The organism is Rhodococcus sp. MPR-R1B (assembly GCF_058793255.1).
The window spans coordinates 44,400-57,451 of sequence record NZ_JBXAFO010000020.1; the positions used below are offsets into that span (position 1 = coordinate 44,400).

Annotated in this window: 9 protein-coding genes; 6 read left to right on the top strand and 3 right to left on the bottom strand. The window is 63.5% G+C overall.

All coding sequences use genetic code 11. The features are described from left to right. Nucleotides 1-2: 2 nt before the first annotated feature. Nucleotides 3-1,223: a thiolase family protein gene (locus AC1Q61_RS23965; protein ID WP_003942598.1), complete on the top strand. Its 1,221-nt coding sequence runs from the start codon at nucleotides 3-5 to the stop codon at nucleotides 1,221-1,223. After that, a complete protein-coding gene (locus AC1Q61_RS23970; protein WP_007732875.1) occupies nucleotides 1,224-3,329 on the top strand; it encodes a 3-hydroxyacyl-CoA dehydrogenase NAD-binding domain-containing protein in 2,106 nt (701 codons plus the stop codon). It abuts the gene before it with no gap. Nucleotides 3,330-3,394: 65 nt separating this feature from the next. On the opposite strand, the gene AC1Q61_RS23975 is transcribed toward AC1Q61_RS23970, so the two are convergent. Further along, entirely contained in the window at nucleotides 3,395-4,966 is a 1,572-nt protein-coding gene (locus AC1Q61_RS23975) for a GMC oxidoreductase (RefSeq protein WP_215515885.1), read from the bottom strand. 102 nt (nucleotides 4,967-5,068) lie between these two features. Continuing rightward, nucleotides 5,069-5,620, bottom strand: coding sequence for a TetR/AcrR family transcriptional regulator (locus AC1Q61_RS23980; protein WP_042920005.1), 552 nt, complete (start codon nucleotides 5,618-5,620; stop codon nucleotides 5,069-5,071). 124 nt (nucleotides 5,621-5,744) lie between these two features. Here AC1Q61_RS23980 and AC1Q61_RS23985 point away from each other — a divergent pair, with 124 nt between their 5' ends. From AC1Q61_RS23985 to AC1Q61_RS23995, 3 genes are all read left to right on the top strand, one after another. Continuing rightward, the gene (locus AC1Q61_RS23985) at nucleotides 5,745-6,761 is read left to right on the top strand and encodes an iron-siderophore ABC transporter substrate-binding protein (protein WP_215515884.1); all 1,017 of its coding nucleotides are present in this window, start codon (nucleotides 5,745-5,747) and stop codon (nucleotides 6,759-6,761) included. A gap of 40 nt (nucleotides 6,762-6,801) precedes the next feature. Then, nucleotides 6,802-7,272 (top strand): SRPBCC family protein, encoded by a 471-nt coding sequence (locus AC1Q61_RS23990; protein ID WP_042920006.1) that lies wholly within the window; start codon nucleotides 6,802-6,804, stop codon nucleotides 7,270-7,272. Between the two features lie 213 nt (nucleotides 7,273-7,485). Further along, nucleotides 7,486-8,928, top strand: coding sequence for a sugar porter family MFS transporter (locus AC1Q61_RS23995; protein ID WP_007732869.1), 1,443 nt, complete (start codon nucleotides 7,486-7,488; stop codon nucleotides 8,926-8,928). 97 nt (nucleotides 8,929-9,025) lie between these two features. Here AC1Q61_RS23995 and dxs read toward each other — a convergent pair whose 3' ends face one another. Continuing rightward, nucleotides 9,026-10,972: a 1-deoxy-D-xylulose-5-phosphate synthase gene (dxs, locus tag AC1Q61_RS24000; RefSeq protein WP_007732868.1), complete on the bottom strand. Its 1,947-nt coding sequence runs from the start codon at nucleotides 10,970-10,972 to the stop codon at nucleotides 9,026-9,028. Between the two features lie 252 nt (nucleotides 10,973-11,224). Here dxs and glsA point away from each other — a divergent pair, with 252 nt between their 5' ends. After that, a complete protein-coding gene (gene glsA / locus AC1Q61_RS24005; protein ID WP_492651135.1) occupies nucleotides 11,225-13,051 on the top strand; it encodes a glutaminase A in 1,827 nt (608 codons plus the stop codon). Nucleotide 13,052: the final 1 nt, after the last annotated feature.

Genomic DNA, 13,052 nt, shown 5'->3' on the forward strand with positions numbered 1-13,052 from the left:
GCGTGGCTCCATCCACAAACAACCAACGCAACGTCGTCTTCGTCGACGGCATTCGCACCCCGTTCGGCAAGGCCGGCCCGAAAGGCATGTACGCCGACACGCGCGCAGACGATCTCGTCGTCAAGGCGATTCGTGAGCTGCTTCGCCGCAACCCGCAGCTCGATCCCGCACGGATCGACGAAGTTGCCGTTGCAGCCACCACGCAGACCGGCGACCAGGGCCTGACCATCGGCCGCACCGCTGCGATCCTCGCCGGTCTCCCCGAAACCGTTCCAGGATTCGCCATCGACCGCATGTGTGCCGGCGCGATGACCGCCGTCACCACGACCGCGTCGGGCATCGGCTTCGGCCAGTACGACGTCGTGATCGCCGGTGGCGTCGAGCACATGGGTCACCACCCGATGGGTGAGGGCGCAGACCCCAACCCGCGTTTCCTCGCCGACCGCCTGGTCGACCCGAGCGCCCTCGTGATGGGTAACACCGCCGAGAACCTGCACGACCGGTTCCCGACCATCACCAAGGACCGCACGGACGCCTACGCCGTCAACAGCCAGAACAAGTACGACGCTGCCAAGAAGGCCGGCTTCATCGCCGACACCCTGGTCCCCGTCGCCACCCGCAGTTCCGCGGGCTGGGGTCTGGCCACCGAAGACGAGCCGCCGCGCCCCGGAACCACCGTCGAAGATCTCGCGAAGCTCAAGACGCCGTTCCGCCCGGCCGGACGCATCACCGCCGGTAACGCAGCCGGACTCAACGACGGTGCCACCGCAGCACTGCTCGCCGGTGAGGACACCGCAGCCGAACTCGGCCTGCCGGTCGGCATGCGCATGGTGGGCTTCGCCTACCAGGGCGTCGACCCCGCCGTCATGGGCATCGGCCCGGTTCCCGCCACCGAGAAGCTGCTGGCACGCACCGGCCTCAAGATCGAGGACATCGGACTCTTCGAGATCAACGAAGCGTTCGCCGTTCAGGTCCTCGCGTTCCTCGAGCACTACGGAATCGCCGACGACGACCCGCGCGTCAACCAGTGGGGCGGCGCCATCGCGTGTGGCCACCCTCTCGCTTCCTCGGGCGTTCGCCTGATGACGCAGCTCTCCCGCCAGTTCGCGACGCGTCCCGACGTGCGCTACGGCTTGACCACCATGTGCATCGGCCTCGGCATGGGCGGCACCGTCATCTGGGAGAACCCGAACCACGCTGACTACCAGGCAGGAGTTAACTAAATGTCTGATATTGCAACAGCATTCGCCGACGAGGTCGTGACGAACGCCTACACGAAGATCATCTCGGTCCCCGGCATCGAGGGCCCGTTTGCACTGATCACCCTCGACAACGGCTTCGACCACACCAAGCCGTCGTCCTTCGGTCCCGGCGGACTCGCAGCATTCGACGCCGCCCTCGACGAAGCCTTTGCCGCCAACCCGGTTGCCATCGCCGTCACCGGCAAGCCCTTCATCTTCGCCGCCGGCGCGGATCTCAAGGGTGTTCCCGCGATCACCTCTCGTGAGCAGGGACTCGAGCTGGGCCGCTTGGGTCACAAGGTGTTCCGGCGCCTGCGTGAGTCGTCCGTTCCCACGTTCGCCTTCATCAACGGTGTCGCTCTGGGCGGCGGCCTCGAGGTCGGACTGCACAGCCACTACCGCACGGTTGCCGCCAATGCGGGCGCACTGGGTCTTCCGGAAGCATTCCTCGGTCTGGTCCCCGGTTGGGGCGGAACGCAGTTGCTCCCCAACCTCGTCGGCCCGTCGAACGCCGTCACCGTGGTTATCGAGAACTCGCTGAACCAGAACAAGGTGCTCTCCCCCAAGAAGGCACTCGAACTCGGCGTCGTCGACGTCGTTCTCGACTCTGCCGACTTCATCGAGCAGTCCCTCGCCTGGGCGTCGCAGGTCCTCGCCGGCACAGTGACCCCCGCTCGCCCCGAGATCGATCGTGGCCAGGGCTGGGACGACGCGATTGCTCGTGCGAAGGCGATCGTCGACGGCAAGACCAAGGGCAACGCTCCCGGCGCCGTCAAGGCCGTCGAGTTGCTCGAACTGGCTCGCAGCACCGACATCACCGATGCCGCCTCGCTCGACAAGGGCTTCGCGGCCGAGGACGAGGCTCTTGCCGATCTTCTGCTGACGGACGAGCTCCGGGCTGGTCTGTACGCCTTCGATCTGGTGAACAAGCGCGCCAAGCGTCCCGCCGGAGCACCCGACCGCTCGCTCGCTCGTAAGGTCAGCGGCGTCGGCATCGTCGGCGCCGGCCTCATGGCCAGCCAGCTCGCGCTGCTCTTCGTCCGCCAGCTCAAGGTGCCGGTCATCCTGACCGACATCGACCAGGAACGCATCGACAAGGGTGTCGGCTACGTCCACACCGAGATCGAGAAGCTCCAGGGCAAGGGGCGCCTGTCCCCCGACGCTGCGAACCGCCTCAAGGCGCTCGTCTCCGGTTCCCTCGACAAGGCCGCGTTCGCCAAGACCGACTTCGTCATCGAAGCCGTCTTCGAGAACATGGACGTCAAGAAGAAGGTCTTCGCGGAACTCGAGCAGTTCATTGCTCCCGAAACCATCCTCGCCACCAACACCTCTTCGCTCTCCATCACGGAAATGGCGTCCGGCCTCGAGCATCCCGAGCGTGTGGTCGGCTTCCACTTCTTCAACCCGGTGGCCGTTCTTCCCCTCCTCGAGATCATCAAGGGCAGCAAGACCGATGATGCCACTCTCGCAACGGCTTTCGCCACCGCGAAGTCGCTGAAGAAGTCCGCCGTCCTCTGCGGCGACAAGGCCGGCTTCGTCTTCAACCGCCTCGTCACCCGCACCTTGGGTGAGGTCATGTCCGCCGTCGACGAAGGCACCCCCTTCGACGTCGCAGACAATGCCATCGCCGAACTCGGCATGCCCATGTCGCCGTTCACCTTGCTGGCCCTCGTCGGACCCGCAGTGGCACTGCACACCGGTGAGACCCTACAGGAGTCGTACCCGGACCGGTTCAAGAGCTCACCCGGACTCGAAGCACTCGTCGAGGCCCGCAAGCCCGGCGTGTGGACCTGGGGCGAGAACGGTCAGGCCGTCGACCCCGAGGTCGCCGCACTGTGGCCGCAGGGTGACAAGGTGTCCACTTCGGAAGAGGTCCTCGAGCGCACACGTCGTGCATTTGCCGAGGAAATTCAGATCATGCTCGACGAGGGCGTCGTAGCGGCAGCCGAGGACATCGACCTCTGCCTGCTGCTCGGCGGCGGATTCGGATTCTGGAACGGCGGCATCACGCCGTACCTGGACCGGACCGGTACCTCCGAGGCCGTCAACGGCAAGCGCTTCCTCGCGCCCGGTGTTGCCAGCGTCTGAGTCAGTCGATCGACCCGTCACGGACGGCGTGCCCTCGGGTACGCCGTCCGTGACGTTCTGCAGGCTCAGAAGAGTGTTCCCACATCGTCTTTCACGATGTTCTCGAGCGCGCGCTCCGCGACGGCGGCGATGGTCATCGACGGATTGCACGCAGCGGAGTTTCCCGGCAGCAGAGCGCCGTCGAGCACGTACAACCCCCGCTGGCCCAGAACCCGCCCATCAAGATCGCACACCGAGTTCATGCAGGCACCGCCGAGGGGATGCCAGGTGGACGGCAGTAACGCGTTGGTGTCGGTGAGCAGTCCTCCTGCCGCGATCTGCTGGGCGGCCGGCCCGATGTGGCCTTGCTGGATCGCCGAATCCCCGTCCTTCGGCCAACGGAGCACCGCCTCACCCCGCGCTGAGTCGTACACGAACCGACCTCGGTCGTGGCTCACACCGAATCCGACCATCACCGTGCTGTGAGCGTCGAACGCCACCGGCGGGAACGACGCCTGAATGACGGTGAACGCATTATGCGGGTCGTCCCAGTTCCGGCTGCCGTAGACGACCGGCCCGCCCTGCGTCGCACCGAAGTTCTCGGCGAGATCCGACCAGATGTAGATCCGATCGGCATTGGTCCCCCACCCTGCGCCGAGCTCGTCCGGCAGATCCGTGATCCGCCCCGTCGCCGCGGCGCGGACCAGGAGTTTGGTGGTGTTCATGCTGCCTGCAGCCATCACGAGCGCATCCGTCGTCAAGATCTTGTTCTCGAGAATCTTGCCGGAAATGTCGGTCCGGTCCACGTACACGCGCCACCGTCCGTCGGCGGCCCGCTCGACATCGGTGACCTGGTGCAGAGTCTCCACATTCACCAATCCGGTCGCTTCCGCAGCCGCAATGTAGGTGACATCCACCGAATGCTTGCCACCGTTGTTGACACCGAGCGCGCCGTCACCGTTGGTGTAAGACGGCTTCATCTCACCCCTCAGTTCGGCCAACGCGAAGTTCCAGTCGATCGGCATCGGAATCTTCGACACGGGTAGACCGGAACGCGTTGCGTTACGCGCGAATACACGTGCCGCCTCGTAGTTCGGGCTGGAAATCAGTTCGTCTGGTGCAGTTTCCACTTGCAGCATCCGCGCCACCCGCGGGTAATGGACGCGGTCCATTCGTGCGTAATCGAGCTCCTCCGGAAAGTGCGTGTTGAAGACCGCTTCTTCCGGTTGCAGCGTCATCCCTTGGTACACAAGCGATCCGCCGCCCACACCGGCTGCGCAGATCGCGGTCATGTTCTCACCGATCACCGTCTCCAACAAACCCGCGTATGGCTCGAAGATCGCCGGCCTGCCGAACAGAGTCGGGTTGGACTGATGCCAGAGGATGCGCTTGTCCGGACTGGCTGGGTGCGGAAAAGTCTCGGCATTCGGCCCGGTCTGCCACCGAATCCCTCTCTCCAGCAAAGTGACCGGAACCCCCGCCTCGGCCAGGCGAAGTGCCGTCACCCCGCCGCCGAATCCCGACCCCACGACGACGACACGGTGTTCCTCACGGGTCAGCGGAATCCCTGTTGCAGCCTTGGCAGTGCGTGGCGCCATCATCGCGACTCCCACGGCGGCCGTACCGGCCAAGAACGATCTACGTTTCACTCCGGACATGACTGGTGCTCCCTCGAAGAATGTCGCCAGAGAATTCCGGGCACGCCAAAACTAGACACTCTGACGCTCGAGTGTCAAGGTTTTGGCGGAGCAGGCAAGGAACTACGAGGTCGACCGGATTGCGGGCCCGAGCCACCTCGAGAGAAAGGCCCGCAAGGAGTCGTCGGAATGTACGAGGTCACTGTCGAATGCAACAACCGAAAGCCCCAGTCGCACGGCAATTTCCACTATCTCATCCAACTCCGCCTCGGTGGCGAGGCCACGTTCGACCATGGGGGTGAGCATCTGACCAGCGAAAGGTATTGCTCGACTCATCATTTCGAGATCGAAGACAGGGTTTCCCCGCTCGGCGAGGAGCAGAGTCGCGAGCACCGGGTGAGCACGCACGGCAGTTCGCGCGGCAACGATGAATTCGACGACGTATTCACACGCCGTGTCGACCGACTCCACCTGTGCCGTGATCTCCCCGAGAACCTCGACAGCGAGACCGCCCATCGCCTGGGAGACGACCTCTTCACGTGTGCCGAAAATCGAGTACACCGTCTGGCGCGAGACACCGGCCGCGGTGGCAACTGCGGCAATGTTCACAGCCTCGAATCCGCCACCTTCGATCAGTCCGAGGGCGGCGCCGAGAATCTTCTGCTGTGATCGCACGAGGAAAGTATTGCCCACCGAAACGGTGCACTGAGAAACGCGGTCCAGATCCGACTCCCACCTGCATAAACGGCACAATCGGTTTCGTTTGGCTGCCGAAATTCAGTAGGTTAGGCTGCCCTTCATGAAAACTTCTGTTCGGGGCTTCACTGCCCTCGGTGCGGCTGCAATCGCGGTCACCGCACTTGTCTCGTGCTCCTCGGATTCAGGCACATCCACGCCATCCCAAGGTACGGACGGATTCCCCGTCAGCATCGAGAACACCTTCGGCACCACGACCATCGACTCGAAGCCCGAGCGCCTCGTCACCCTCGGATGGAACGCGCAGGACATCCTGTACGCACTCGATCTGACTCCGGTCGGACAGCCCAAGTACACCTACGGCGCGGACGACAACGGCGTCATGCCCTGGGCGCAGGACTACTTCGACGCGGACAAGACAACGCTCTTCGACATGCCGGCCAGCGGAGAACCGCCGATCGAGTCCATCGCGTCGTTGACCCCCGACGTCATCCTCGCGCCGTACGAGGGCTTCGAGGAATCCGTCTACAACCAACTGAGCAAGATCGCACCGACGGCCGCCTACCCCGGCGCGGCCTGGCAGACATCCTGGCAGGACCAGACCCGCATCGTCGGCAAGGCAGTCGGCAAGAGCGAAGAGGCCGACCAGCTCGTCGACGGCCTCGACGCGACTCTCGCCGATACCGCCACAGCCCACCCGGAGTTCGCCGGAAAGACATTGGCAGTGGTCAACTTCGACACCGATTCGAGCAACATCAACGTCTATCTGCCCACTGATCCGCGGGTCCAGGTGCTGACCGAACTCGGGTTCGTCAACGCACCGGGCGTCGAGAAGCTCGCCGCGGACAATGCAGGTGGATCGTTCTTCAAGACGATCTCCTACGAGAACATCGCCGACATCGACGCCGATGTGATTGTCGGCTTCACCGACGGCTCCGGTGATCCGTCCGGCATACCCGCAGTCGGTGGACTCGGCGCGGTCAAGCGTGGATCCACCGCATTCCTCAGCGACACCCGGGTCATCGGCGGACTGAGCAACGTCAACGTCCTGAGCACGCCGTGGGTCCTCGGCCAGATCACACCGACGTTGAGCGAAGCCGCAAAGCGCGCCTCCGCCTAGAAAAGATGCAGTGTCGGTCACGGTCTTTATGCTCACCTGCATGGCCGAACTTTCGATCTCCGTAACCAGGCACGTCAACGCACCGGCGGACACTGTGTGGCAGGTCCTGACGGACCTCGACAACGCTGCAGACACCCTCTCCGGCCTGATCCGTATCGAACGGCTCGCCGGAGAGGGATACGCCGTCGGCACCAAGTGGCGTGAAACTCGGAAGATGATGGGCAAGGAAGCAACCGAGGACATGTGGGTCACCGAGGTCGAGGCTCCCACCCGCACCGTCGTCAAAGCCAACTCCCACGGCATGAACTACACGAGTGGGTTCACGCTGAAGCCTGACGCCACAGGCACGATACTCGAGATGCATTTCTCCGGTGAATCCGAATCCACTTCACGTATCTCGAAGATCTTCACAGCGGTATTCGGTCGGTTGGGCGCGCGGGTGACCCGGAAATTCATGGCGAAGGATCTCGAAGACATCGCAGCAAAAGCCGAGCGTCTCTCGGGCGAGTAAAGCGCCCTCACCTGCACTTACCATATTGTTTGCATACTAACTGCAATCAATACGACATTACTGTGTCAAGCTGATTCTCTGCGGGAATGGACTCAGCTGGGTAACGGCGCGTGAGTCCCCGCCAAATCTGCCCCGGTGGGCGTAGCGTGCAGAGTGCTCGCGGATGGATCGGCGCATCGGGGTGTCGACCGTAGGGCCTTTGAGGGGGCAGGAATGGCATTCAGCGGAACCGCCTCCGGCGGAGGATCAGGCGCTACTCGCGCCGACGTCGGACATGCAGTGCTCTTCGCCGGCGCCGCCGCGCTCGGCGGTTTTCTGTTCGGATACGACACCGCCGTCATCAACGGGGCGGTCGGTGCGATCCGAGACAAGTACGACATCGGCGCCTCGGGCACCGGGCTCACGGTCTCACTGACTCTGCTCGGCGCAGCACTCGGCGCCTGGATCGCAGGCACACTCGCCGACCGACTCGGCCGCATCCGCGTCATGCAGATAGCCGCGGTGTTGTTCATCATCGGCGCCGTAGGCTCCGCAATTCCGTTCAGCGTCTACGACCTCACATTCTGGCGCGTGGTCGGCGGCCTGGCAGTGGGTTTCGCGTCAGTCATCGCCCCGGCCTACATCGCGGAGATCTCTCCCGCCGCGATTCGCGGACGTCTCGGCTCGATGTACCAGCTGGCTATCGTTCTCGGAATCGCCGTGTCGCAGTTGGTCAACTACGCCCTCCAGGCCGCGGCCGGTGGTGATCGCAATCAGATCGCAGGCCTCGAAGCCTGGCAGTGGATGCTGATGCTCGAGGCGGTTCCCGCAGTCCTGTACCTGATCATGACAACCACGATTCCCGAGTCTCCACGGTTCCTCGTGGCGCAGGGCAAGGACGATCGTGCTCGCAAGATCATCTCCGATCTCGAAGGTGGAGATCACGACGCCGTCACCGAACGCATGAACGAGATCCGCGAATCTCTGACGGAGAAGCAAGCCAAGACCACAGTCCGACAACTCTTCTCGAAGCGGCTCGGGGTTTCCCATCTGGTGTGGGTCGGTATTGCACTCGCCGCGTTGCAGCAGTTGGTCGGCATCAACGTGATCTTCTACTACTCGAGCACCCTCTGGCAGGCGGTCGGATTCGGCGCCGACCGATCCCTGCTGATCAGCGTCGTGAGCGCCTTGGTCAACATCGTCGGTACGTTTGTCGCCATCGCCGTCATCGACCGGGTCGGTCGAAAGCCGCTGTTGTTGGTCGGTTCCGCCGGTATGGCCATCTCACTGGGCACCGCGGCGTTCTGTTTCCATTCGGCAACAGTGACCAAGAACGAGATCGGCGAATCCGTGGCGACGCTGACCGGAGCCAATGCCACTATCGCTCTTATCGGGGCGAACGCATTCGTATTCTTCTTCGCCTTGTCCTGGGGCCCGGTCGTCTGGGTGTTGATCTCCGAAATGTTCCCCAACCGCGTGCGTGCTGCAGCAGTGGGAATTGCGACCGCCACCAACTGGGTCGCGAACTTCCTGGTGTCCTGGACGTTCCCGGCACTGGCCGATTGGAATCTGTCGTACACCTACGCCGGCTACGCCGTCATGGCAGTGTTGTCGCTGTTCGTCGTCCTGAGGTTCGTGAAGGAAACGCGAGGCAGCACACTCGAATCCGTCCAGTAGCGAACTCTCACGATTTCACCGAAAGCGGTGGCCCTCGGATTGATCCGTGGGCCACCGCTTTTCGAGATCGTAGTGAAGATTATCGTGAGACGAGCTGTCAGCCTTGCGCGACTTCACCTTGAGCCGACGCCGAGGACGCGTCTTCCTGGACGTGGACGCCGACGCTACCCATCCCCGCCACCCAGCCGGTGATCTTGCGGGAGAGGTCCTGAGCCGTGAGTCCGAGTTCCTTGTGGATGGCTTCGCGGCTGGCGTGATCGAGGAACTGCTGGGGAACGCCCATGTCGCGGCACGACGTGTGCACTCCGGCGGCACGCATCGCGGCCGAGACCGTCGAACCGATGCCGCCGTGCAGACCGCCGTCTTCGATGGTGACCACGAGGGCGTACTTGTCCGCCATCTTCACCAGCGAATCCGCGACCGGCAGAACCCATCGCGGATCAACGACGGCAACCGAGATGCCCTGCTTGTCGAGCCGCTCGGCAATCTCGAGTGCCAGGGATGCAAACGGGCCCACCGCGACGAGGAGCACGTCGCCGCGCTCACCCTCGCTGGACTTGAGAACGTCGACCATTCCGTCGAGTCGCTTCACGGCCGGAATCGCTTCGGGTACAGCGCCCTTCGGGAAACGAACGACGGTTGGGCCGTCGTCGACGAGAAGCGCCTCGTCCAGCTCTTCCCGCAGCGTGTCTGCGTCACGCGGTGCCGCGACGCGGATTCCGGGGATGATTCCGAGCAGCGAAAGATCCCAGACGCCGTTGTGGCTGGCGCCGTCGACTCCGGTGACCCCGGCGCGGTCGAGCACGACTGTGACCGGTTGCTTGAGTAGAGCGACGTCCATCAACAACTGGTCGAAAGCCCGATTGAGGAAGGTCGAGTAGATAGCAACGACGGGGTGAAGTCCGCCAAGTGCAAGACCGGCGGCTGAGGTCATCGCGTGCTGCTCGGCGATACCGACGTCGAAAATCCGATCGGGGAACTTCTCACCGAATGCTGCGAGGCCGGTGGGCCCGGCCATCGCCGCGGTGATGGCGACGATGTCCTCACGACGCGAAGCCTGCTCGATCAACGCGGCCGAGAAGACCGACGTCCAGTCCGGCGCGGACGACTTGGTGCCGCGACCGGTGACGGGATCGATGACACCGGTGGCATGCATCTGGTCGGCCACGTCGTTCTCGGCGTGTGCGTAACCGTTGCCCTTACGAGTGACGGCATGCACGATGACCGGTCCGCCGTAGGCCTTCGCCCGGCGCAATGCCGATTCCATGGCGGCTTCGTCGTGTCCGTCCACCGGTCCGAGGTATTTGATACCGAGATCGGTGAACATGACCTGAGGGCTGACCGCGTCTTTGAGACCCGCCTTCATTCCGTGCAGGACGGAGTACGCGGTGCGCCCCACCCAGGGCAGTCTCTTGACCATGCGTCGGCCACTGTCGAGGGCGCGCTCGTAACTCGGTGCGGTTCGCAGTGCCGAAAGATGGTCGGCGAGGCCGCCGATGGTCGGCGCGTACGAGCGGCCGTTGTCGTTGACGACGATCACCACCGAACGGTCCTTGCCTGCCGCGATGTTGTTGAGAGCTTCCCAACACATTCCGCCGGTCAGCGCACCGTCACCGACGACGGCAACTACGTGGCGATTCTGACCCGTCAACGCGAAGGCCTTCGCGAGGCCGTCGGCATAGGACAGCGCGGCGGAAGCGTGAGAGGACTCGACCCAGTCGTGTTCGCTCTCGGCGCGGCACGGATACCCGGACAGTCCACCCTGCTTACGCAGAGTGTCGAACTGATCCTGACGACCGGTGAGGATCTTGTGTACATAGGCCTGATGGCCCGTGTCGAAGATGATCGCGTCCTGCGGCGAGTCGAAAATTCGGTGCAGTGCGAGGGTCAACTCCACGACGCCCAAGTTGGGCCCGAGGTGACCACCGGTCGCAGCGACCTTCAGCACGAGGAACTCACGAATCTCGTCGGCCAACTCCGTCATCTCGGCGTGGCTCAACTGACGTAGATCGTCAGGACCCTGAATGCGGGCAAGAACACCCAACGAGATCGCTCCCTCCGTGCTTCACAGCTGCACCGGTGCGCGCCGCGGCTGTCTTCGCGACAGTGCTGCCAGTCTACGGAGCGTTCCGGCGAACCGACACGCGGACTCGGCCCGATTCCGGTGTGACTTCGCGTAACAGCGAAATCCCGCGGATCGCTCGTGATCGCAATCACAGACAAATGGGATCCGTCGCGATCGACTCGGCAACTCTTCTTCCACAAAACGACCGCCATGTCAGCTTAAGGTCGACGTATGGGAACTGTGGTCGACGACCTGATAACGCGAGTGTTCGACGAAGTCCGATCACTCGACGAAGGCGAGTTGGCCGACTACATCCCCGAACTCGCGGCGGTCGCCCCCGATTCGTTCGGAATCTGCATCGCCACCGTAGACGGTTACGTCTACGAGATCGGTGACTCGCGAATCCCGTTCACCATTCAGTCGATCTCGAAGCCCTTCACCTACGCCTTGGCTCTCGCCGATCGAGGAAGCGAGGCGGTTGCCGCGAAAATCGACGTCGAACCATCCGGCGAGCCGTTCAACGAAATCAGCCTCGACCCGCTCACCGAACGGCCACGAAACCCCATGATCAATGCCGGGGCGATCACCGCTGCATCACTGGTTGCCGGACCGAATCCCGAGGCCCGCTTCGAGCGCATCCGCTCGGCGTACTCGCGATACGCAGGTCGCGAGCTGACCTTCAACGAAGCCGTCTACACCTCCGAGGCCCGCACCGGTCACCGCAACCGTGCGATCGGCCACATGCTGCGATCCTTCGACGTCATCACCGGCAATCCCGACGAGGCCGTCGACCTGTACTTCCGTCAGTGTTCGATCGACGTGACCTGCCGTGATCTGAGTCTGATGGCTGCGACGATGGCGAACAACGGCGTCAATCCGCTCACCCACGAGCGTGCGCTGGCACCCGCAGGCGTCGAACAGGTCCTCAGTGTCATGGCAACCTGCGGGATGTACGACGGCGCCGGCAAGTGGCTGGTGGAGGTCGGATTGCCGGCCAAGAGCGGCGTCGGCGGCGGAGTGCTGGCGGTTCTGCCGGGCCAGATCGGCATCGCCGTGTACTCCCCCAGGCTCGACGTTCACGGCAACAGTGTTCGCGGAGTTGCGTCTGCCCGCGCGCTGTCGAAGGAACTCGAACTGCACTTCCTCCACGTGACGCGGGCGTCACGCTCGTCGATCCGGGCCAGATACAGCGTCATCGAAGCACCGTCGCGAGTACGACGCACCCCGACCGAACAAGCCGTGCTCGACGACGTCGGCAAGCGCAGCCGGGTCTACGAACTGCACGGCGATCTCCTCTTCACCGGTGCCGAATCGGCGGTCCGCGAAATCGGCTCGGTGGACGAGGGCCTCGAAGTTGTCGTCATCGACGTCCGCCGCGTCGACGACGCCAGCGACGTCGCAGTACGCATGATCACCGCGCTGCAGGTTCAACTGGCCGAGCAGGCTTGTGCGGTGGCCGTCGTCGATCCGCAAGGACTGCTGGGACAACGAAGTTCGAGCATCGACCCCGCCAGAAGAAGTGGTCGGGTTTTTGCCGATCTCGATTCCGCCATGCAGTGGTGCGAAGACACTCTGCTTGCGGTGCATTGTGAGGTCGATCGGCAGGCGTCGACGATCTCGATCGAGGACCACCCAGTTCTCGATGCTCTGTCCGCGGCACAGATCGAGGGATTCTCGGCAGAGTTGGAGACGCGAGCCTATGCCCGCGGCGAGAAGATCGCCCGCCGAGGTGAATCGGCGTCTGGCTTCTACCTGATTCTCAGTGGCCAGGTCAGCACCATGTTCACCGACGCGCACGGGGTCGAGCACCGCATCACGACGCTCTCCGCCGGAATGACGTTCGGCGAGATGACGATGTTCCTCGACACTCCGTTCCTCAACGACATCCGCGCCGATTCCACGGTCACCGTGGCCGTGCTGACTCCGGAGCGATATGCAGAACTGACCGCACAGGCACCCGAGTTGAAACTTGCGCTTCTCGAACGACTGGCTGCGGGCGCCTACGAGCAATTGGACCTGATGTTGCGGAGTGTCATATCCGCCGGACGAATCGGATAGG

Coding starts and splice junctions, on each gene's coding strand:
- AC1Q61_RS23970 (WP_007732875.1), top strand. CDS start 1,224: ATGTCTGATATTGCAACAGCATTCGCCGACGAGGTCGTGACGAACGCC.
- AC1Q61_RS23975 (WP_215515885.1), bottom strand. CDS start 4,966: ATGTCCGGAGTGAAACGTAGATCGTTCTTGGCCGGTACGGCCGCCGTG.
- AC1Q61_RS23985 (WP_215515884.1), top strand. CDS start 5,745: ATGAAAACTTCTGTTCGGGGCTTCACTGCCCTCGGTGCGGCTGCAATC.
- AC1Q61_RS23990 (WP_042920006.1), top strand. CDS start 6,802: ATGGCCGAACTTTCGATCTCCGTAACCAGGCACGTCAACGCACCGGCG.
- AC1Q61_RS23995 (WP_007732869.1), top strand. CDS start 7,486: ATGGCATTCAGCGGAACCGCCTCCGGCGGAGGATCAGGCGCTACTCGC.
- glsA (WP_492651135.1), top strand. CDS start 11,225: ATGGGAACTGTGGTCGACGACCTGATAACGCGAGTGTTCGACGAAGTC.